Raw genomic sequence first — 22,250 nt, forward strand, 5'->3', positions numbered from 1 at the left:
GCTCCGCCCCCTGCACCCCTGCTCGGGGCTCCGCCCCGAACCCCGATCGCGCCTGAACGGCGCTCGTCCTCAATCGCCGGACGGGCTGAGGATGCGCATGCCGGCCCGCACCGGTCCCGTTAAGGGGCGCGGGGAACTGCGCGACCAGCCACGCACGGTGCGAGGCCGACAGCAGGTTCAGGGGCGCGGGGAACTGCGCGAGAACCGACCACGGCCCGCACGCGACCGAGGTTTTAGGGGCGCGGGGAACTGCGCGAGAAGCGAGCACGGTCCGCACATGACCGGGGTCAGGGGCGCGGGGAACTGCGCGAGAAGTCCCCGGCCCACCCAGCACCCCACCCCCGGAGGGTCTCGGGAAGGGGCGGGGTGGGGAAAACTCCAGCACCCAAGCCCACCCCCGGCACACCACACCCCCAGAAAGGCACTCGATGGACATCGACCACCTCATCCCAGCCCCCAGCAGCACCCACCCCACCCCAACCCCCACCCCCCTCACCCCCACCACCACCCTCCACACCACCCCCGAAACCACCCCCCTCGCCCCCCTCCTGAGGGGAACCGTCGGAGTCGCGACCGGGCTGCCCCTCGCGGACGGCGAGCGCGGCCCGGACCGGATCGTGCTGCGGGTCAGTGACGAGCTCGCCGGGCGGCGCGGGCCCGAGGCGTACCTGCTCTCCACCGACCGCTCCCGCGAGGACGTCGCCGTGCTCATCGAGGGCGGCACCGCCGCCGGCGTCTTCCGGGGGATCCAGACACTGCGTCAACTGCTCGGCCCCGACGCCTTCCGGCGCGCGGCGCCGAGGGAGAGGCGGGAACCCTGGGCGCTGCCCGGCGTCACCATCGAGGACCACCCCCGGTTCGCCTGGCGCGGGCTCATGCTCGACGTGTCACGGCACTTCATGCCCAAAGACGGCGTGCTGCGCTACCTCGATCTGATCGCCGCCCACAAACTCAACGTCTTCCACTTCCACCTCACCGACGACCAGGGGTGGCGGATCGAGATCAAGCGCCACCCCCGGCTCACCGAGGTCGGCGCGTGGCGCAGCCGCACCAAGTGGGGGCATCGCGCCTCCCCCCTGTGGGACGAGAAGCCGCACGGGGGCTACTACACCCAGGAGGACATCCGCGAGATCGTCGCGTACGCCGCCGAGCGGCACATCCGCGTCGTCCCCGAGATCGACATCCCGGGACACTCGCAGGCCGCCATCGCCGCGTACCCCGAACTCGGCAACACCGACGTCATCGACACCGCGTCCCTTTCCGTCTGGGACACCTGGGGCGTCAATCCGAACGTACTGGCCCCCACGGAGACCATGCTCCGCTTCTACGAGGGCGTGTTGGAGGAGGTGCTCGACCTCTTCCCCGAGGACGTCTCGCCGTTCATCCACATCGGGGGCGACGAGTGCCCCAAGGAGCAGTGGCAGAAGTCGGACGTCGCGCAGGAGCGGATCCGGGAACTCGGGCTCGCCGGGGAGAACGAGCTCCAGTCCTGGATCATCCGGCACTTCGACACCTGGCTCACCGCCCGCGGCCGCCGCCTGATCGGCTGGGACGAGATCCTGGAGGGCGGCCTCGCGCCCGGCGCCGCCGTCTCCTCCTGGCGCGGCTTCGGCGCCGGGGTGGCCGCCGCCGAGGCCGGGCACGACGTGGTCATGTGCCCCGAGCAGCACGTGTACCTGGACCACCGGCAGGCCGCCGGCGCCGAGGAGCCCGTCCCGATCGGCTTCGTCCGCACCCTTGAGGACGTCTACCGCTTCGAACCCGTGCCGCCCCAGCTCGCCCCCGAGGCCGCAGCCCGCATCCTGGGCACCCAGGCCAATGTGTGGACCGAGGTGATGGAGAACCAGTCCCGCGTCGACTACCAGACGTTCCCCCGGCTCGCCGCCTTCGCCGAGGTCGCCTGGAGCACGCTGCCCGCGCCCGCCGAGCGCGACTTCGCCGACTTCGAGCGGCGAATGACCGTTCACTACAAGCGCCTTGACGCCCTCGGCGTCGACTACCGGCCGCCCACCGGCCCGTTGCCCTGGCAGCAGCGTCCCGGTGTGCTCGGACGCCCGATCGAGGGGGCGCCCCCAAACAGGTGAGCCCGGGCCCGAGGTGGCCGTCCGGTGGCCGTCCGCCTGGGACCGTGGCCCCGGGTCACGGCCGCCCGGCCGCGACCGGCTGCGAGGAAGACCGCTGTGACCCCTGCCCGGTGTGCGGAACGAGGCGTACCGCATAAGTCGTACAAGGACTGTGAAACCGGAACATTCCCCAGGTCGGGGAAGGAACCGCGCTTCGTGGACCCTGCCGTCGCCCGGTCCGGAAGATGTGCCAGAGTTGCCACGTCCGGGCTGTGAGCACGTACGGTACGGCCATCAGCAGGTGGCCACAGACGGCACAGTCGTACGGCCGGGACACCGGGAAGGGGCAGCTGGGTTGACCACGCACGCACCGCAGGCGGCGCAGTCCGTGACGCTGCCTGCCTCACTGGACGAGGCCGTGGCGGCGCTCGCGGCCATGCCTGCCGCCGTGCCCGTCGCGGGCGGCACCGATCTGATGGCGGCGGTGAACCGGGGCCTGCTGCGCCCCGCGGGACTCGTCGGGCTCGGCCGGATCAACGAGATCCGCGGCTGGCAGTACCAGGACGGCCACGCGCTGCTCGGTGCGGGGCTCACCCACGCCCGGATGGGGCGCCCGGACTTCGCGGCGCTCATCCCGGCGCTCGCGGCCGCCGCGCGCGCCGCCGGCCCCCCGCAGATCCGCAACGCGGGCACCCTCGGGGGCAACATCGCCTCCGCCGCCCCGACCGGTGACGCGCTTCCGGTGCTCGCTGCGCTGGAGGCCACCCTGGTCATCGCCGGCCCCGACGGCGCGCGCCGTGAGATCCCCGTGTCGCATCTGCTGGCCGGCCGGGACATGCTCGCCCCGGCCGAGTTGATCGGGTATGTCCGGGTCCCGCTGCTGCACGCTCCCCAAGTTTTCCTCAAGGCGACCGGCCGCACCGGTCCCGGCCGCGCCACCGCGTCGGTCGCCGTCGTGCTCGACCCGGCCCGGCGCGGGGTGCGCTGCGCGGTCGGCGCCATCGCGCCCATGCCGCTGCGCCCCCTGGAGGCGGAGCGCTGGATCGCCTCGCTCATCGACTGGGACGGCGAGCGCGCGGCGCTGGCCCCGGAGGCGCTCGGCGCGTTCGGCGAGTACGTGGCCGCCGCCTGCATCCCGGACCCGGCGCCGCCGGCGGACGGCTCACCGCCGCCGCCCCTCTCGCCCGCCGTACTGCATCTGCGGCGCACCGTCGCCGCGTTGGCCCGACGAGCACTGGGGAGGGCGCTGTCGTGACCGACCGGAACAACGAGTTCGCGTACGAGAACGAGAACGAGTACGCGGGCGAGTACGAGTACGAGTACGACCAGGAGACCGGGCGTCGGCGCGCGCAGGAATCCGAGCAGGGACAGAGGCAGGGGCAGGCGCAGGGGCACGGCTACGCCCATGTGCCCCGCAACGGTGGCTGGGAGCCGGTTCCGCACGGCGGCGAGTACGAGCCCGACGCCACGGCGTTCGTCCAATTGCCCCCGGACATGGACATGATGGGCGCCCCTCTCGCGGCGCCCGGACACGGCTATGTGCCGCCGATGATCGTGCCGCTCACCCCCGCCGCCGCCACGGACCCGGGTTCCACCGGCGTCTGGCGCATCCCGACCGACCTCGGCGGCCAGGGCGCGCCCGGCGCGTCCGGCACCGACCCCGCGCCCGGCGCGCAGACCGTGGTGTGGCCGGAGCCGCCCGCGCCCGCGCAGGTCCCCGCGACCCCGACGCAGCCCGCCCACGACCCGTCCGCCACGGCGCAGTGGAACTTCGCCGACGACCCGTCGCTCGCCGGTACCGGCCAGTGGACGATCCCCGTCGCCGAGGGTGAACTCCCGGAGGAATCCGGCGAGTTCACCACCTCCTCGCTGATCGAGCAGTGGGGTTCGACCCCGCCCGCCACCCTGCCGGGCGGCGCCCCCGCCCCCTGGGCGAACCAGCTCCCGCAGCCCGCCGCGGCCCCCGCCCCCGAGGGGCAGGAGCCCGCGCCGGAGCACGCGCCCCTGGCGGCCGAGGCTCCGGACGCGCCGGTGGTACGGGACGCGGCGACGGCCACCGAAACGGCCGACACCGCCGAGGCGCCCACCGCACACCCCGGGCACCCCGCACACCCCGGGCACCTCGGCCACGCCGGGCACCCTGGACATCCGGCCCCGGTGGCCGACGCGACCACGTCCGCACCCGGGGTGCCCCCGGTGTCCGACGGGGCCGACGGGGCCGAGGAGTTCGCACCCTCCGAAGCGTCCGAGGTGTCCCAGGGAGCCGGCGCCCCCAGCGCCCCCGGGACCCCCGAGGCACCCTTCGGCTACGACCCGCACGGCGACGCCCACCGCGCCCCCCATCACGACGCACCCCACCCCGGGCAGCACGACCCGCACGTCGACCCGCATGTCGGCGCGCACATCGACCCGCGCCACGGCGCGTACACGGCGTCCGCGTCCACCGCCGAACCGGTCGCCGGAGCCGCGCCGGAGACCTCCGGCCCGCCCGAGTCCGGGCAGCCCGCGCGAACGGCTGAGACGGCCACGACGGCCACGACGGCGGTGACAGCAGTGGGCACGGCCGACGAGGCCCGCGCCGCGGGCGCCCCGGACGTGCCCGGTGCGACAGACGCGACAGGTGCGGCGGGCACGGAAGGCGGTGCCGCCACGCCGGCCCTCGCCCACGGACCGGCCGGGACCGCACGGTCCGAGGCGCTGGAGGCCTCCACCCCCGACGCCCCCGCCGACTCTGCCTCCGACGACCCGGCCGCCCAGGCACCCTCACCCGAAGGCGCCCCCGCCGAGCCGTCGGCCGCCGAACCCGAACTCGGGCCCGCCTCCCGCCCCGAGCCCGAGCCCGATTCCGGCAAACCCGCCGCCCCCGCCTCCGAGGCGCTGGAAGCCGATGGGGCATCCGGGGCTCCCGGGGTTCTCGGTGCCCTCGGGACGGACCCCGACCCCGAGCCGCTGCTGGGCGCGCCCGAGCTCGAACACCCCCGCGCCTCCTATGTGTTGCGCGTGAACGGCGCCGACCGGCCCGTCACCGAGGCCTGGGTGGGCGAGTCGCTGCTCTACGTGCTGCGCGAGCGGCTCGGGCTCGCCGGGGCCAAGGACGGCTGCTCGCAGGGCGAGTGCGGGGCGTGCAACGTCCAGGTGGACGGGCGGCTCGTGGCGTCCTGCCTGGTGCCCGCGGCGACCACCGCGGGCAGCGAGGTCCGTACCGTCGAAGGGCTCGCCACCGACGGCGAACCCTCCGACGTGCAGCGGGCGCTCGCCGAGAGCGGTGCCGTGCAGTGCGGCTTCTGCATCCCCGGCATGGCCATGACCGTGCACGACCTGCTCGAAGGCAACCACGCCCCCACCGAGCTGGAGACGCGCCAGGCGCTCTGCGGCAACCTGTGCCGCTGCTCCGGCTACCGCGGCGTGCTCGACGCCGTGAAGGACGTCGTGGCGGGCCGCGAGGCGGCCGGCGCGAACCCGGCCGACGAGGCCCGCATCCCGCACCAGGCACCCCCCGGGGCCGGCAGCGCCAAGCCCCCGCACACGCACGACGGAGGCATGGCGTGAGCAACGACGCAGCCACCGCGACGGTCGACGGCGCCACCCCGGCGACGGCGCCGGAGCCGCAGCCGCCCGCGCACGGCATCGGCGCGTCGCTCGCGCCGGTCGACGCGCGGGCCAAGACCGAGGGCACCTTCCCGTACGCGGCCGACCTGTGGGCCGAGGGCCTGCTGTGGGCGGCCGTGCTGCGCGCCCCGCACGCCTCCGCCCGCATCGTCTCCATCGACACCTCGGCCGCCGCCGCCATGCCGGGCGTACGCGCCGTGGTGACCCACGCCGACGTTCCGGGCGACCCGGCGTTCGGCCGCCGCATCGCCGACCGCCCCGTCTTCGCCGCCGAGTTCGTGCGCCACCACGGCGAGCCGATCGCCGCCGTGGCCGCCGACCACCCGGACACCGCGCGGCTGGCCGCCGCCGCCATCGCCGTCGAGTACGAGGTGCTGGAACCGGTCACCGACCCGGAGAAGGCGTTCGCCGCCGAGCCGCTGCACCCCGACGGCAATCTGATCCGCCACATCCCGCTCCAGTACGGCGACCCCGAGGTCACCGGCGAGGTCGTGGTCGAGGGCCTGTACCGGATCGGCCGCCAGGACCCGGCCCCGATCGGCGCCGAGGCCGGCCTCGCGGTGCCCCGCCCGGACGGCGGCGTCGAGCTGTACACCGCCTCCACCGACCCGCACAGCGACCGCGATCTGGCCGCCGCCTGCTTCGGACTCGACCCGGACCGCGTCAAGGTCGTCGTCACCGGCGTGCCCGGCGCGACCGGTGACCGCGAGGACCTCGGCTTCCAACTCCCGCTCGGGCTCCTGGCGTTGAGGACGGGTTGCCCGGTCAAGCTGACCGCGACCCGCGAGGAGTCCTTCCTCGGCCACGCTCACCGCCACCCGACCCTGCTGCGCTACCGCCACCACGCGGACGCCGAGGGCCGCCTCGTCAAGGTCGAGGCGCAGATCCTGCTCGACGCGGGCGCCTACGCCGAGGCCTCGTCCGAGTCCCTGGCCGCCGCCGTCGCGTTCGCGTGCGGGCCGTACGTCGTGCCGCACGCCTTCGTCGAGGGATGGGCGGTGCGCACCAACAACCCGCCGTCCGGGCACGTCAGGGGCGAGGGCGCGATGCAGGTGTGCGCGGCGTACGAGGGCCAAATGGACAAGCTGGCCGTGAAGTTGGGCATCGACCCGGCCGAGCTGCGGATGCGCAACGTGCTGGCGACGGGCGACCTGCTGCCCACCGGCCAGACCGTGACCTGCCCGGCCCCCGTGGCCGAACTCCTGGCCGCCGTACGGGACTTCCCGCTCCCGACCCTTCCCAAGGACGCCCCCGAGGACGACTGGCTGCTGCCGGGCGGACCCGAGGGCGCGGGCGAACCGGACGCGGTGCGGCGCGGGGTGGGCTATGCGCTCGGCATGGTGCACATGCTCGGCGCCGAGGGCACCGACGAGGTCTCCACGGCCACGGTCAAGGTGCACGACGGGGTCGCCACCGTCATCTGCGCGGCCGTCGAGACCGGCCAGGGCTTCACCACCCTGGCCCGCCAGATCGTCCAGGAGACCCTGGGGATCGACGAGGTGCACGTTGCCGCCGTCGACACCGACCAGCCTCCGGCCGGCCCCGCCACCCACGGCCGGCACACCTGGGTCTCCGGCGGCGCGGTGGAGCGCGCGGCCAAGATGGTCCGCACCCAGCTGCTCCAGCCGCTGGCCCACAAGTTCGGCATGTCCACGGAGCTCCTCCAGATCGCCGACGGCAAGATCACCTCGTACGACGGGGTGCTGTCGACGACGGTCACCGAGGCGATGGACGGCAAGGAACTCTGGGCCACCGCCCAGTGCCGCCCGCACCCCACCGAGCCGTTGGACGAGTCCGGTCAGGGCGACGCGTTCGTGGGCCTCGCGTTCTGCGCGATCCGCGCGGTCGTGGACGTCGACATCGAGCTCGGTTCGGTGCGCGTGGTCGAACTCGCCGTCGCCCAGGACGTCGGCCGCGTCCTCAACCCCCGCCAGCTCGCGGCCCGTATCGAGGCCGGTGTGACCCAGGGCGTGGGCGCGGCCCTCACCGAGAACCTGCGCACCTCGCGCGGTCGCATCCGCCACCCCGACCTCACGGGCTACGCGCTGCCGACCGCCCTGGACGCCCCCGACATCCGCATCGTGAAGCTGGTCGAGGAGCGGGACGTGGTGGCCCCCTTCGGCGCGAAGGCGGCCAGCGCCGTCCCCGTCGTCACCTCTCCGGCGGCCATCGCCTCCGCGGTCCGCGCGGCGACCGGCCGCCCGGTGAACCGCCTCCCGATCCGCCCGCAGGCGGCGGTGGTGGTCCAGCAGTCCTAGGGTTCTGCCCGGCGGAGCCTTCCGCGGCGGACGACGAACGGGGGACCGGTGGACGACGGGGAGTCGGTGGACAGCGGGGGGCTGGTGGACAACGGGGGGCCGGTGGAAGGCCGGCGGTTGCGCGGAGGCCTCGGGGCGGCGGTGGGGCTGGCTCTCGCGGTGGCCGCGGCCCTGCTGCTGGGCAGGTCGTGGAGCGCCTGCGACGTGGGGGTGAACGACGCGGCCAACAGCGGCTTCCTGCTGTGGCTGTTCATCCCGGGCCTCTGGGCGTCCCTGCTGTTCGCCTGGGTGGCGGTGGGCGCCCTCCTGGCGGGCCGTCCGCTTCTCCGTGCCGTCGCCCTCGCGGTGACGCTCCTCGGTGTCGTCTGGTGCGCCGTCTCCCTCGGCTGGGAGGGCGCCGCCACTCCCGCGTGCCCCGGCGGCCTGCCCCGGTGGTGGCCGGGCTTCGTCCCTGCCCCGGGGCTCTGAGGGTTCAAGGGCGGGGCCGCTCGCCCACTCCCTGCCCGGCGCGCGAGGGGGGCGTCCACCTCCGCCGGTGCTCCGAGCGCCGCCTCCCGGGGCCCCGAACCGTCCGGGCAGCGCCGCCCATGTCTCGTACGCTGCCGCAAAGGGACGACAAAGGGCGTGCGGGGAAAGGGAGTTGGGATGGGATCGGGCGGGTCCGGCGGGCGTGGTGCGGGTGGCGCGGGGGGTGCGGACCTGGTCGCGCACGCCGATGACCTCGGGGTGGTCGGCTCGGACGCGTACCGGCTCCACGAGGCGTTCCGGCGCGACGGCGACCACGCGCGGGCCGCCACCTTCGAGGCGGCGCGCGCACTCGGCGCGGGGAACTTCGCTTCCGGGAAAGCCCTGTTGAAGGTCCACGACACCTGGCAGAGCCAGTACGCGGCCCTGCGCGACGCCTGCGCGCAGATCTCCAACCACCTCGACTACTCCGCCGCCCGGCACGCCAGGGACGACGCCGCGGTCCTCGGCTCGCTGACCCGGGTGTCCGTGCTCAGCGAGTACCTCAAGTAGGGCCGGGAGGTGCCCGGTTCATGCTGAACTACGCAGACGTCCTCAACGCGCCGGTGGACCGGCTGAAGACGGCGGTCGACGACTGGGCCCGGATGGCGGCCCGGCTCGAACGGCTCGCCGGCGAGGCGCACGACGGGATGCGCGCCCACGCCGAGCGGGCCTCGTGGGCCGGTGTGAACGCGGGCGTCACCCGGGAGTTCATCGCCCGCACCGCCCGGCAGTTCGACGACGCGGCCAAGGAGGCGGCCGGCGTCCACCGCGTGCTCCTCGACGGGTACGGCGCCTTCAGGAAGGCCAGGGACGAGCTCCGGTCGATCGTGGACGACGCCGCGAAGAACGGCGTCGTCATCGACGCGACCGGCACCGCCGCCGCCCGCCACCCCCTCCAGGATGATGTCACCGCCCGCCACGACCCCGGGTATCCGCAGGCGCTCCAGAAGCAGAAGGGCGCCGTCGAGGCGTGGCAGCGGCGCGTCCGGGCCGCCGTCGAGACGTGCGACGACGCGGACGAGGCACTGCGGCTCGCGCTCGGCGGCAACGTCACCGACGCCCACGACTTCACCGCGCCGAAGTACGCGAGCCTCGCCGACGAGGAGGCGGCCCGCGCCGTCGGTCTCGCGCGGCAGGTCACCGGGCCCGGCGGCACCGCCCGCAACGTCGAGGCGCTGCGCCGCCTCCAGGAGCTGATGGACGACCACCGTGGCGACCCCGGGTTCTCCACGTCCTTCTACCGGCGCATGGGCGCCGGGGGCACGCTGGAGTTCTCCTCCCACCTCTCCCTGGACGCGACGGGCCTCGGCCCGGCCGGCACGGACCGGGCCGCGTCCGTGCGGCACATCCAGGACGCCATGGGCCCCCTGCTCGGCCTCGCCACCAGCCCCCGCACCCCCGGCCACCTCGACGCGAGCTGGACGCTCGCCCTGATGCGGGCCGGGCGCCGGCAGATGGACGTCGGCGGCGTCGCCGGGGTCGCGACCCGGGTGTACGGGTACCAGGCGCTCGGCGCGCTGCTGCGGCACGGCACGTACGACAGGGAGTTCCTGCTGCCGGTCGCCCGCGACATGGTGGGTTTCGAGCACCGGCACCCGAAGGTGTTCCAGGAGGGCCTGCCGTACGACACCCGCCTGGCCCTCAACCTGGACAAGACCGGTGGCCGCGGCTTCGACCCGCTGACCGGCCTCATGACGTCCCTGAGCAACAACCCGCGGGTGGCGTCGGAGTTCTTCAACGAGCCGGTGCGCGAGGACACCGACGGCAACGGGATCGTCACCACGGACGACACCCCGGTGACGACGAAGGGCGAGGACGGCCGGCCGGCGCCGCTCGGCATGGTCGACCACCTGCTGGACAGGGGCCCCGCGGACGACGCGTACGACACGGTACGGGGCACCGGCCCCACCACCCCCTTCCAGTCCGCCCTGGGCAACGCCCTGGAGGCGGCGGTGACCGGCCGGACGCCGGGGGAGGCGGGGGCTCGGCCGGTGGAGCATTCGGCGGGGATGGCGCGGGTGATGGAGCGGGTGGTCCATAAGATCGGCTCGGACCCGGGGCTTCTGAGGGACGGGGAGGATGGTGCGCCGGGCAAGTTGGCCTGGCTTTCCGGGCACTTGGGGAATATGGCGGCGGAGTACATGCCGGACATGCAGGCAGCTGCGGAAAACAGTGCCCATCAGGCCAAACCGTTCGGAGTGCTCGCGGACTTCAAAAAAGCGCAAGTGGGCCAATTCCTGGGAGTCGTGGCACAGGACCCCGAGGCGTACGGTGCCATCTCCCATGCGCAACAGGCCTATACGACCCTGCTCGTGCGAGACGTCTTCGTCCACCCCGAGAACCACGGCCACGACGTGGGCGAGGCGGTGCGCAATGCGGTGCATCCGGGCGGACAGATCGCAGGGATGATGGCCGAAGCGCGCGTCGAGGCCATTTACGAGAAGCACGCCGCCGACGACCAGGAATTCAACAAGGCCGTCGAGGACAACTCCGAGTGGACGAACCGGATCATCGACGCGGTCGGCGGCAAGTACGTCGAACTGCTGCCGGCCGGTGGTGACGCGCTCGAATGGCTCAAGGAGGACGTCTCCGCAACCCTGCTGGAGGAGGCCCAGCGCGACACGACGGAGAAGGCGAGCCAGGAGGCGTCGGACGCCTACGCGCAGGCGGAGGCCAACGCGAAGCGCCACGCGGCCGGCGCGGTGTACAGCGCCGGGCGCAGCGCGGGTCTTGAGGAGCGGGACATCAGGGAGTACCAGGGCACGGCGAGCACCGGGGTTGCCGACGCGTATGCGGACGGGCGTAGCAGCGCCAGGGTCGCCAAGCCTCCGGGCGGCGCCCAGTGATACGCGTTGGGGCCCGGCCTCCCACCGTCGGTATAACCGGCCTCATGGTGGTCCTGCTGTGCGGCTGCGTGCAAGAACCGTCCGCGCCGAGCATCCCCACGAGCTTGTGCTGGGGGGCGTTCAACGGAGACGCGGTCGCCCCGCTCGTGCCGACTGGTAGGTCGTTCTCGCAGACCAACGACATCCCCTTCGACGTGTTCGAACAGCGGAGCAACACGTACTGCTCACTGTTCGTTGACGATCGTGATTTCTTGCTCGTCCAGGTGGAGCGAGGAATCGGCGGCAAGGGCACGGACTGGAACGTCTACGCGCGCAGGCACGGCAGCCCCGTGCAAGCCGGTGACGAAGGACTGGTCTACGACGGTGGGGCGGGGGCGGTGTTCCTCTGTGAACGCCCGGACCTGCCGACAGGACCCACACGTCCTCTGTCGGAGAAATACGTCGAGCTGGAACTCACCGCCGACCGGGCTGCGGACACGCCGCGCAACCGCGAGGCGCTGACCGACCTGCTGAAGCGGTTCGCGCAATTCGCGAAGCAGCACCTCAAGTGCCGTAACTGAAAAGGGCTTTGGAGACCGTGGCGGAAATTGAACCCGCGTACCTCGCTTTGCAGGTTTGTCCGCGCTGGTCGGAGCACGATCCGGACACGTTCAGCGGCGTTCATTCCCGTACGGTCGCTGCGCCGGCCGTGGCTGAGCGAAGGGCCCTGGACGCTCGCGCACGGCGATGAACGAGACGGAATCTGAGACGGTCCGCGCACCCTAGGCAGGGGGGTGTACGCCTCGCCTGGACGAGGGAACGGTGATACGGGAGAGGTCGTTGCCAGTGCCGTTGCGTACGCTCTGGGCAACGCCGACCACACGGGGGTACAGGTTGGAGGTTCAGGACCTTACGGACGCAGGAGCCGTTGAGAAGGCCATCGCCGAGTTCGACGACCTCGGCGGGCTCGCGTTCCGCAAGCGGTACGAGTTCGGCGCTTCCACTCGGTACTACCTCAGCCACGCCGGCCGCCTCTACGACGCTAAGGCCATCGCCGGCGTGGCCTACGGCTACCAGCACCCTGCCACCGGAGCGCTCAACAACAAGCAGTTCGACGGCGGCGAGGCAGCAACGAACAAGGCTCTTCGCCGGCTCGCGGATTTACCATCGTCGACAACCAGTCCAACTCCGTCGCAGAAGAGCGCAGTTGGCGACTCCTGGTGTAGGAGGGCCTCACTAATCGCAGGAACGAGGCCGGCCTCGTCACTCCGGACGTCGTACGTTCTGTTAGAGCGTACGGCAGCTTCCGCGGCGTCTAGGTTGACTCCGCTCGCACGAAGAAGGTCCACCCCGCCGGCGTTGCCGTTGGCCTTAAGCACACGGGGCAGCACTACCCGGACGAATTCAGCGACCGGGCGCGCTTTACCACTACCCCGTCAGGGCGCCCCGGGCACGACCTCGCGGAGGTGTACGCCACCAAGGTCGCCGCTGAACTCAAGCTTCCTGTCTTCGTCAGCAACGAGGTTGGCGACTACCGCGGCGTACGGCTGGCTTGGGTCGAGGGGTGGGAAGACGAAAGTCATCTGTTCCTCGTCAGGTTCGGCGAGGCTCCGCCCGAGCGCATTATCGACCGGGACCGATCCGACGAAGAGCCGTTTTCGCTGGAGGGCAACCGCAGTCGAAAGCGGCGAGGCCCGGTGACGGTGCGCCCGGATCAAGCTCGTTTCAAGCTCGAAGTGTTCCGCCGGTACGGTCCGCACTGCCCGTTGGCGCTTGCGGCATTCAAGGTTGAGGGCCTGATCGAGTCCGTGCAGGGTGCTAGGTGGTTCGTGGCAGGGACCGGCGACCGCCGGCCGTTGGTCGAGCGGGTAACCGACCTGCTGCGCGGCGAGGGAATGAAGGCGGGAGACTGCTTCCCCCCTGAGAAGGAGCTGTGCGAGCGGATCGGTGCGTCCCGGACCGCCGTGCGTTCCGCCATCGCACAGATGGAAGGACAAGGGCTGATCGAACGGTGGACAAGAGTGCCGAGGAGTCGCCTTAACCCAATAGCGACGAAGACCGCGTCAGGACCGCTGCAAGGCGTGATGTCGTCTTACGTAGCCATCAAGGTAGCCACAAAAGCGCACTCCCTACGCGTTTGCACAGGTCATAGCGCGGTGACCGAGCCCCTCGCAGGGCCCACCGGAGACGCGTAACCACACGGCGCAGGCCGTGCGTGCCCCCGTACCGGGAGCGGCACGCCGGCCTGCGCCGCGTTGTATGAGCCAATGGGGCTCCGACCAGGTTGTGCGGTCCGGTCAGGGTCCGCCTTCGGGCCGCAACGGGGTGCGGCTGTGATGCCAGGGCGGCTGATCTCTTCCGTCGGCCCACCGGTCGAGCCGGTCCGCGTGCACGATCTCGATGCCCGCAGCCTTGGCCAGGCGCGCCGCGGGGGTGGTGACGGTTCCGGTGGTCACCAGCACCGCCACGTCGGCATGGTGGATGTTGAACACGGTTCCGGCAAACCTCTGCAGATCGGGGCTGGCGACTTTGCCCCGGTACTGCTTGCACTGGATCACCACCTTGCGCCCGTCAGGGATGTAGGCGACGACGTCCGCCCCAAGGTCCCCTGCCCCGCCGATCGCCTGCACCCGGGTACAACCGTCCTTGCGGCACAACTCGGCGACGGCGTGCTCGAACTCGGTCGGGGACAAGGCGAACCAGTCGGGTACCGCACGGGGCTCGGCTGGGGCGGGTGCGGTCGTCTCCAGAGCACGCGCCTGCTCTTTCAGGGCCGCGGTCAGCCGAAGAAGATTTTGGTAGCGCTCCGCACGGCCGTCGGGAGCCTCGAAGGCGGCTTGGAGAGTGCGGTAGGCGTCATCCGCCTCGCGGAGTTGGAGGGTGTAATTCTCCGGGCTGTAGCTGGTCCGGGACCCTGCGGGCAGGATCTCGCCCACGGTCACCTTGTGGAACAGCCGTCTGCCGTTGATGTACGACACGACCTGACTGATGGTGTCGAATCCCCCGGCACGGTGCTGAACGAGCCGCACGATGGCGTGGCCGTCATCGACGGCGTCGATGCCGATGCCCAGTTCGACAGGCATGTCCCAGGAGTCGTACCGGTGGTCGTAGGTGCCCGTGTACTGCTTCGACTCCAGCACGGTGCCGCTGCCGAGGATGTCCTTGCGTGCCTCCTCCATCGCTGCCGTCCATGCGGCGCGCACGCTGCCGGGCATGCCCACAAGTGCCTTCTCGGCGGCGGCCCGGATCGTGACATCGCTGACGTGCCCGGGGTCCCCGAACCACATGAGTGCCGATCCTCCTTCGGACCCTCCTGGCGGACGCCAGGGTGAACCGCTCATGATGCTACGTCCAAGGACCGCCAGCTCAATTTGCGTTGCAAGTACGGACGTTCACAGGAAGGGCGATCAGATCCGGCGCTGCGTCGTTACGCTGCGATGACCATGCAGGTGCTGGGGGACCGGAGGGGCGATGCAGGCCGGCGACGTCAAGCTGGGGAAGGTTTTCGCGAACGACCACCAGAGCGTGATCCCGATCTTCCAGAGGCCCTATGTATGGGATCAGGAGGACAACTGGGAACCCTTGTGGATGGACGTCCGGACGGCGGCGGAGGAAGTGGAGGCGGAGACAGAGCCCCAGAGTGGTACGGGGCAGTCGAAGCCGCGCACGTACTTCCTGGGCGCCGTGGTCGTACAGGAGCGGTACCGGCCGCCCCGGCGCCTCGGTTCGTCCCACATCATCGACGGCCAGCAGCGTATGACCACGCTGCAGATCCTCTTCGCGGCAGCTCGGGCTGTCGCCCACGACATTGCCGCTGACAGCGTCGTCGGGCGCTTCACGAGTCTGCTGGAGAACCGGGCGGAGACGGTTCACGAGGCGTTCCCGGACGACCGCTACAAGGTCTGGCCGCTCCCTCAGGACCGTGCGGCATTCCTCTGGGCCGTACGCGGGAGCGACGACGACGGTACGGCGCCCGCCCCCGACCACCGGCTGGTCCGTGCCCGCGTGTGGTTCGAGCAGGAGATCGGCGACTGGACCAAGGCCGCGCCCAACCCAGCCCAGCGGCTCGACGACCTGTTCTACACGCTTCAAGAGCGCATGCAGCTCGTCGAGATCGTCCTGGACGCGGGTGACGACCCGCAGGTGATCTTCGAGGCGCTGAACCACCGTGGAGTGCGCCTCGACGCCGCGGACCTCGTGAAGAACCTCCTTTTCCAGACCGTCGAGTCGCAGGGGGAGCACCAGCACTCCGAAGAGCTGTTGATGAACGCCTGGCTGCCTCTGGATGCCGAACCCTGGCGCGGTCAGGTCACCACCGGACGCATCAGGCGTGCCCTGATCGACCTGCTCCTGGCTTATTGGCTGACTGTTCAAAAGCGTCAAGACGTCCTGGTGGAGCACCTGTTCGCCGACTTCAAGAAGTGGCTACCGGAAAGTGGGCGGCAGGCTTCGGACGTGATCCGGGACATCAGGCATTATGCCGAGACGTATCAGGGGGTTCGGGGATTGCCGCTGACCGATCCCACCGGCCGATTGCTCGACCGCATGCAGACCATGACGACGACGCCGTGGCCGGTGCTGCTCTATCTGCACGCGACAGACGACGTACCGAACGACCAGCGAGCGATCGCGGCCCGCGCCATCGACTCCTTTCTCATGCGGCGAGCCGTGTGCCTGATGACGACGAAGGACTACAACCGACTCTTCGTCCAGGTACTGGCCGATGCTCAGCAGAGCGATCCCGCTCGGGCAGGTCACGCCGTCGTGCGCAGCCTGTGTAATCAAACGGCCGACGCCCGGCTGTGGCCTGACGACCGGACGTTCCTTGCCGCCCTGATCGCGAACGATCTCTACCGTCGTTCCTACCGCGCCCGGTTGAAGGCCCTGCTGGTCGGACTGGAGAATCACCTGCGGACGCCGAAGACCGAGCACGCGCCGGCACTTTCCAGTGCGGACCCCCGGCTGAACATTGAGCATGTTCTGCCGCAGAAATGGGAGACGCACTGGCCGCTGAAGGACGGTGACAGCGAGGAGAGCTTGAAGGAACGACATGAGGCGGTCCATCAGCTCGGCAATCTCACGCTCACCACCACGAAGCTCAACCCGTCGTTGAGTAACCGGGAATGGCCTCATAAGAAGGACAGCCTGGGTGCTCACAGCCTTTTGCGGCTGACGACCTCGTCAGTGCTCTCCGCGCCGGAGGGGCTTCGGGACAAGTGGAGCAACGAGCGTTGGGCCGAGTGCTGGGACGAGGACCGGATTCAGCTGCGCACCATGTGGCTTGCCCATATCGCGCTACAGGCATGGCCGAAGCCCAAGGGCGACACCGACTGACGAACGGGGGCCGTGCTGCGCCCCGCGGGCCGCGCCCGGTGGTGGGCTTCGGCTCGGCCGGGTGGCTCGGTGGTCGGGCGTTCGCCTCGGCCACCAGGGCGCTCGTCGACTCGGTGGTCGGCCGCGCGACCGGACGGGCATGGTGCAAGGACCCCTTAACAGGCAAGTTGTGTGGCGAAGTCAGCGGTCCGACCGCTCACTTCGCCACTCGGTGGGCGCCGCCTGAGCGGCGAGATTGACCACCTAAGAGCTCAGTTGCCCGATAGTCTGATCGCTGTTTATAGCGGCTAACACAATGAGTTGGATGAGGTCTGGTTGCCGTGTCCGGGGCGGGAGTTGAGCGTTCGATCCGGTGTGGGAACGTCGCCGTGGATCGTGTCGGATGAACTGTGGGAGCGTCTGGAGCCGCTGCTGCCGCAGCGTGAGCGCAGGTTCCGGTACCCGGGCCGCAAGGCGTTACCGGGCCGGGAAGTGCTGTGCGGGATCCTCTACGTGTTGCACACCGGCATCCAGTGGGAGTACCTCCCGCAGGACCTGGGCTTCGGGTCGGGCATGACGTATTGGCGCAGGCGCCCCCTTTTAGCGCTCTGACGTGGGAGGAGTCGACGACGCAGCGAGACCAGTCCAGCCGCGAAGCCGCGTTCAGTTCGGCGAGCAGGACCTCGTACAGTCGCTGCCAGACGCCGGCCTCGTTCCAGTCCCGCAGGCAACCGCAACGACGTCACCCAGTTCCTGCCCCTGCTCGACGCGATCCCGCCGGTCCGTGGCCGGGTCGGGCATCCTCGACGTAAGCCGGACTCGCTGTTCGCCGACCGCGGGTACGACCACGACAGCTACCGCGACGAGGTCCGCGCCCGAGGCATCGTGCCCGCGATCGCCCGCCGCGGTACCCGGCACGGCACCGGACTGAGTACCTACCGCTGGGTCGTGGAGAGGAGTTTTGCCTGGCGGCACGGCTTCCGACGACTGCGTATCCGATGGGAACGGCGAGCCGACATCCACGAAGCGTTCCTCAAACTCGCCTGCTGCCTGATCACCCACCGACAACTCAGGTCATTGTGTGAGCCGCCGATAGCCGGTTGAGGATTTCGTCGGGCGTGAAGCTCCAGCCGACCAGGCGCGGCCCGCTCCAGTTGACGCCGATCACGAGTCCGTCCCGGGCGGCGTCGGGCAGTACGTGATCGCACCAGGTATCCAGGGGCATGGACTCAACGCGGAGTCCATGCCCCCAGATCTTTGCTGCCCTCTGGGCGCGGGGTGAGGTCGACCAGAAGGGAAGACTTCGCGTGCTGTCCGCAGAGAGGTGCGTCGGGCTTCCGTTGTCATCCCGGACCAGCCAGACCACGCTGCTCTGGCGGACGTCTCGGAAGAATGCCGTCGCTTGCGAACCGCTCTGACTCATGGCCACCGAGACTACCGTTCCCCAACACTCATTTCGTTAGGGGTTGTTAAGGCCGCTCACTTGGCCGTTTCCTCTGCGTGGAACGCCAACCGTCGAGTCAACCGCAGCCCCCTCCCGAACATCTTCGAGTAGCCCCGCTGTGATGCCTCGCCCTTACCTGTGGTGCGGGGCACCACATATTCCTCGCTCGTATCCGTAAACTGAGACGGGAACTGAGACGGGAACTGAGACGGACAGCCGGAAGGGCGGCACCCTGCCGGGGTGCCGCCCTTCCGTATTTCCTGGTCAGGCAGGGAGAGGCCGTGGCGGGAATTGAACCCGCGTACCTCGCTTTGCAGGCGAGTCCCTGGGCCACTCGGGCACACGGCCAGGTTCTGGTGCGTTGTGACGACCGTAGGGGCGAAGGGGGCGGGGGAGGAAGGGGCGGGCGGGGGCTGCAATGTGACTGCCATGTGGCGTTCACGGGGGTTCATGGAACTACGACCATCGGCCCAGGCGCACCCCCTTCTTTTGACAGGGGCCACCCGCACGGACGCCCCTTACTCTGGGCGGATGAGCGCCCTCGAACCGTCCGGCACCCGCACCGCCGACCTCCCCGCACCAGACCTCGCCGACGGCGGCATCCTCGGGCGCACCCATCGCGCGCTCAGCATCGGGATCATCACCGTCGTGCTGCTCATCGCCTTCGAGGCGACCGCCGTGGGCACCGCGATGCCCGTCGCGGCCCGCGAACTCGACGGGGTGTCGCTGTACGCCCTCGCCTTCTCCGCGTACTTCACCACGAGCCTCTTCGGCATGGTCGTCGCGGGGCAGTGGGCCGACCGGCGCGGGCCGCTCGGGGCGCTCGCGGTCGGGATGTCCGCCTTCGCGGCGGGGCTGCTGCTGTCCGGCACCGCGCTGAGCATGTGGACGTTCATCGCGGGGCGGGCCGTGCAGGGGCTCGGCGGCGGGCTGGTGATCGTCGCGCTGTACGTCGTCATGGGCCGGGCCTACTCCCCCCGGCTCCAGCCGACGATCATGGCGGCGTTCGCGGCGGGCTGGGTCGTGCCCTCGGTGGTCGGACCGCTCGTGGCGGGGACGGTGACCGAACAGCTGGGCTGGCGCTGGGTGTTCGTCGGGATACCGGCGCTCGTGGTGTTCCCGCTGGCGCTCGCGCTGCCCGCGACGCGGCGGATGGCGTCCGGCCCGGCCGACCCCTCGGCCCCGGTCCCGCCCTTCGACCGCCGCCGGATCCGGCTCGCGCTCGCGATCTCGGTCGGCGCGGGGCTGCTCCAGTACGCGGGGCAGGAGCTGAGGTGGCTGTCCGTGCTGCCGTTCGTGGCGGGCGCGGCGCTGCTGGGCCCCGCGGTCGTGGGCCGGCGGGCCCTGCTGCCGCACGGCACCTGGCGGGCGGCGCGGGGGCTGCCGTCCGTGGTGCTGCTGCGCGGGATCGCGGCGGGGTCGTTCATCGCGGCGGAGTCTTTCGTACCGCTGATGCTCGTGACCCAGCGCGGGCTCAGCCCGACCCTGGCCGGGCTCTCCCTCGCCGTCGGCGGGGCGACCTGGGCGCTCGGCAGTTACGTCCCGGCCCGGCCCCGGATGGAGGCGCACCGGGAGCGGCTGATGGTGATCGGGATGGTGCTGGTGGCGCTCGCGATCGTGGCGGCGCCCAGCGTGCTGGTGGAGGCCGTGCCGGTGTGGGTGGTCGCGGTGGCGTGGGCGGTGGGCTGCTTCGGCATGGGCATGGTCATCGCCTCGACGAGCGTGCTGCTCCTCAAGCTCTCCGCCCCGCACGAGGCGGGGGCCAACTCCGCGGCGCTGCAGATCTCGGACGGCCTGTCGAACGTGCTGCTGCTCGCGGCGGGCGGGGCGGGGTTCGCGGCGATGGGCGGGGGCGCGGTCTCGGGGGTCGGGGGTGGGCATCCGGGGGCCTTCGTGGTGGTGTTCCTGCCCATGGGGGTGGTGGCCCTGGCCGGGGCGTTCGTCGCCGGACGCGTCCGGGCCGCCTGATCCGGGCCCCGCGCCCCCGGTGGCGCCGGTGCCGGGTGGGCCGGGTTGTGAGGCCGCTCTCACCCGCGGCCCGCCGCGACGCGAACCGCCGGGTACGCCGCCCCGCGCCGGTAAGGTGGCCCGGTTGTCGTACGTAAGCCCCCGCCGGGCCCCGGCCCGGACACCGTGACCCCGTACAGCAGGAGCCCCCGCCGGGCCCGGCCCGGATGCCCGTGATCCGTACATCGAGAGACCCGAACCGGAGACCGTGACTACTACCGCCTCCCACCACCTCTCACCCGCCTTCCCCGGCCGCGCCCCCTGGGGCACCGCCAACAAGCTGCGTGCCTGGCAGCAGGGTGCCCTGGAGAGGTACGTCCAGGAGCAGCCGCGCGACTTCCTCGCCGTCGCGACCCCGGGCGCCGGCAAGACGACCTTCGCCCTGACCCTCGCCTCGTGGCTGCTGCACCACCACGTGGTCCAGCAGATCACCGTGGTCGCCCCGACCGAGCACCTCAAGAAGCAGTGGGCGGACGCCGCCGCCCGCGTCGGCATCAAGCTGGACCCGGACTACAGCGCGGGACCGCTGAGCAGGGAGTACCACGGCGTCGCCGTCACCTATGCCGGTGTCGGCGTGCGTCCGATGCTGCACCGCAACCGGTGCGAGCAGCGCAAGACCCTGGTGATCCTCGACGAGATCCACCACGCCGGTGACTCCAAGTCCTGGGGCGAGGCCTGCCTGGAGGCGTTCGACCCGGCCACCCGCCGGCTCGCGCTCACCGGCACCCCCTTCCGGTCCGACACCAATCCGATCCCCTTCGTCACGTACGAGGAGGGCAACGACGGCATCCGGCGGTCCTCGGCCGACTACACCTACGGCTACGGCAACGCGCTCGCCGACGGCGTGGTGCGGCCGGTCATATTCATGAGCTACAGCGGCAACATGCGCTGGCGCACCAAGGCCGGCGACGAGATCGCCGCGCGGCTCGGCGAGCCGATGACCAAGGACGCCATCTCGCAGGCCTGGCGCACCGCGCTCGACGCGCGCGGCGACTGGATGCCCAATGTGCTGCGCGCCGCCGACCAGCGCCTGACCGAGGTGAGGAAGGCCATTCCGGACGCCGGCGCGCTGGTGATCGCCTCCGACCAGGACTCCGCCCGCGCCTACGCCAAGCTGATCCGCGAGATCACCGGTTCCAGGGCGACCGTCGTGCTGTCCGACGACACCGGCGCCTCCAAGCGGATCGACGAGTTCAGCGAGAGCGACGACCGGTGGATGGTCGCGGTGCGCATGGTGTCGGAGGGCGTGGACGTGCCGCGCCTCGCCGTCGGCGTGTACGCCACCACCATTTCCACCCCGCTCTTCTTCGCCCAGGCCGTCGGCCGTTTCGTACGGTCGCGGCGGCGCGGCGAGACCGCTTCCGTTTTCCTGCCCACCATTCCGATGCTCCTCGGCTTCGCGAACGAGATGGAGGTCGAGCGCGACCACGTACTCGACAAGCCGAAGAAGGACGGCGAGGAAGACCCGTACGCCGAGTCCGAGCAGGAAATGGACGACGCGAACAAGCAGCAGGACGAGGACACCGGGGAGCAGGACGCGCTGCCCTTCGAAGCCCTCGAATCCGATGCCGTCTTCGACCGGGTCATGTACAACGGCGCCGAATTCGGCATGCAGGCCCATCCGGGAAGCGAGGAGGAGCAGGACTATCTCGGCATTCCCGGACTGCTCGAACCCGACCAGGTGCAGATGCTGCTCCAGAAGCGGCAGGCCCGGCAGATCGCGCACAGCCGCCAGAAGCCGGCCGAGCAGGCCGACCTGCTCGAAATGCCCGCCGAGCGACGGCCCGTCGTCTCGCACAAGGAGCTGCTCGAACTGCGCAAGTCGCTCAACACGATGGTCGGCGCGTACGTCCACCAGAGCGGCAAGCCGCACGGCGTCATCCACACCGAGCTGCGCCGGGTGTGCGGTGGACCGCCGAGCGCGGAGGCCACCGCGGGGCAGCTGCGCGAGCGGATCAAGAAGGTCCAGGAGTGGGCCACCCGCATGAAGTAGCGCCCCCTGCACGGCGATCGGGGCCCGGCGTGTGACCGCCGGGCCCCGTTCGATCCCATGGGATCGGGACGCGTACGAGGACCGGCCCCCACGGACGCCCCTCGAACGTCTGCCACAGTAATGTCCCGGCAAATCCGTGCCGGTCGTCCAAGGTCCCCGTTCGGACGGACTTAGGTCCCGAAAGGTGATCGAACAGGGACCAAATTCGTCTGCCACGGACGTTTTTCCGTC

14 protein-coding genes, 1 tRNA gene and 1 pseudogene are annotated in these 22,250 nt (G+C 71.2%); 13 read left to right on the top strand and 3 right to left on the bottom strand.

Annotated features, from left to right (window positions below; genetic code table 11):
- Nucleotides 1-428 precede the first annotated feature (428 nt).
- The 9 genes from ACGF3I_RS27640 (at nt 429) to ACGF3I_RS27680 (ending at nt 13,457) form a co-directional block, all read left to right on the top strand.
- Nucleotides 429-2,084 carry a beta-N-acetylhexosaminidase gene (locus tag ACGF3I_RS27640; protein ID WP_393136559.1) on the top strand — a complete coding sequence of 552 codons (1,656 nt, stop codon included), beginning with the start codon at nt 429-431 and terminating at the stop codon, nt 2,082-2,084.
- A 334-nt stretch (nt 2,085-2,418) separates the two neighbouring features.
- Nucleotides 2,419-3,318: an FAD binding domain-containing protein gene (locus ACGF3I_RS27645; protein WP_393136561.1), complete on the top strand. Its 900-nt coding sequence runs from the start codon at nt 2,419-2,421 to the stop codon at nt 3,316-3,318.
- The gene (locus tag ACGF3I_RS27650; protein ID WP_393136563.1) at nt 3,315-5,612 is read left to right on the top strand and encodes a 2Fe-2S iron-sulfur cluster-binding protein; all 2,298 of its coding nucleotides are present in this window, start codon (nt 3,315-3,317) and stop codon (nt 5,610-5,612) included. Before ACGF3I_RS27645 ends, ACGF3I_RS27650 begins: the two co-directional genes overlap by 4 nt.
- Complete coding sequence (locus ACGF3I_RS27655) at nt 5,609-7,930, top strand: xanthine dehydrogenase family protein molybdopterin-binding subunit (RefSeq protein WP_393136565.1); 2,322 nt, start codon at nt 5,609-5,611, stop codon at nt 7,928-7,930. Before ACGF3I_RS27650 ends, ACGF3I_RS27655 begins: the two co-directional genes overlap by 4 nt.
- A 48-nt stretch (nt 7,931-7,978) precedes the next feature.
- Nucleotides 7,979-8,398 (top strand): hypothetical protein, encoded by a 420-nt coding sequence (locus tag ACGF3I_RS27660; protein ID WP_393136567.1) that lies wholly within the window; start codon nt 7,979-7,981, stop codon nt 8,396-8,398.
- A gap of 177 nt (nt 8,399-8,575) precedes the next feature.
- Nucleotides 8,576-8,947 carry a hypothetical protein gene (locus ACGF3I_RS27665; protein WP_393136569.1) on the top strand — a complete coding sequence of 124 codons (372 nt, stop codon included), beginning with the start codon at nt 8,576-8,578 and terminating at the stop codon, nt 8,945-8,947.
- 20 nt (nt 8,948-8,967) lie between these two features.
- Nucleotides 8,968-11,283 carry a hypothetical protein gene (locus ACGF3I_RS27670; RefSeq protein WP_393136571.1) on the top strand — a complete coding sequence of 772 codons (2,316 nt, stop codon included), beginning with the start codon at nt 8,968-8,970 and terminating at the stop codon, nt 11,281-11,283.
- 44 nt (nt 11,284-11,327) lie between these two features.
- Nucleotides 11,328-11,843 (top strand): hypothetical protein, encoded by a 516-nt coding sequence (locus tag ACGF3I_RS27675; RefSeq protein WP_393136573.1) that lies wholly within the window; start codon nt 11,328-11,330, stop codon nt 11,841-11,843.
- Between the two features lie 885 nt (nt 11,844-12,728).
- On the top strand, nt 12,729-13,457 hold the full coding sequence (locus ACGF3I_RS27680; protein WP_393136575.1) for a GntR family transcriptional regulator: 729 nt from the start codon (nt 12,729-12,731) through the stop codon (nt 13,455-13,457).
- A gap of 102 nt (nt 13,458-13,559) precedes the next feature.
- Here the strand turns inward: ACGF3I_RS27680 and ACGF3I_RS27685 are convergent, their stop codons facing one another.
- Nucleotides 13,560-14,549, bottom strand: coding sequence for a restriction endonuclease (locus tag ACGF3I_RS27685; RefSeq protein WP_393136577.1), 990 nt, complete (start codon nt 14,547-14,549; stop codon nt 13,560-13,562).
- 184 nt (nt 14,550-14,733) lie between these two features.
- On the opposite strand from ACGF3I_RS27685, the gene ACGF3I_RS27690 reads away from it, so the two are divergent.
- Nucleotides 14,734-16,596, top strand: a complete 1,863-nt coding sequence (locus ACGF3I_RS27690; RefSeq protein WP_393136578.1) for a DUF262 domain-containing protein — start codon at nt 14,734-14,736, stop codon at nt 16,594-16,596.
- A 315-nt stretch (nt 16,597-16,911) separates the two neighbouring features.
- Nucleotides 16,912-17,679: pseudogene (locus ACGF3I_RS27695) on the top strand (transposase).
- Here ACGF3I_RS27695 and ACGF3I_RS27700 read toward each other — a convergent pair.
- Both ACGF3I_RS27700 and ACGF3I_RS27705 read right to left on the bottom strand, forming a co-directional pair.
- Nucleotides 17,645-17,998 carry a DUF2750 domain-containing protein gene (locus ACGF3I_RS27700; protein WP_393136580.1) on the bottom strand — a complete coding sequence of 118 codons (354 nt, stop codon included), beginning with the start codon at nt 17,996-17,998 and terminating at the stop codon, nt 17,645-17,647. The pseudogene ACGF3I_RS27695 and the gene ACGF3I_RS27700 sit on opposite strands and share 35 nt — an antisense overlap.
- Before the next feature lie 297 nt (nt 17,999-18,295).
- Nucleotides 18,296-18,367 (bottom strand) — tRNA-Cys (locus tag ACGF3I_RS27705).
- 183 nt (nt 18,368-18,550) lie between these two features.
- Here ACGF3I_RS27705 and ACGF3I_RS27710 point away from each other — a divergent pair.
- The gene (locus tag ACGF3I_RS27710) at nt 18,551-19,987 is read left to right on the top strand and encodes an MFS transporter (RefSeq protein ID WP_393136582.1); all 1,437 of its coding nucleotides are present in this window, start codon (nt 18,551-18,553) and stop codon (nt 19,985-19,987) included.
- 247 nt (nt 19,988-20,234) lie between these two features.
- Complete coding sequence (locus ACGF3I_RS27715) at nt 20,235-22,019, top strand: DEAD/DEAH box helicase (protein WP_393136584.1); 1,785 nt, start codon at nt 20,235-20,237, stop codon at nt 22,017-22,019.
- Nucleotides 22,020-22,250: the final 231 nt, after the last annotated feature.

Origin of the sequence: Streptomyces sp. NPDC048111, from assembly GCF_043202815.1 — a bacterium.
GTDB lineage: Bacteria > Actinomycetota > Actinomycetes > Streptomycetales > Streptomycetaceae > Streptomyces.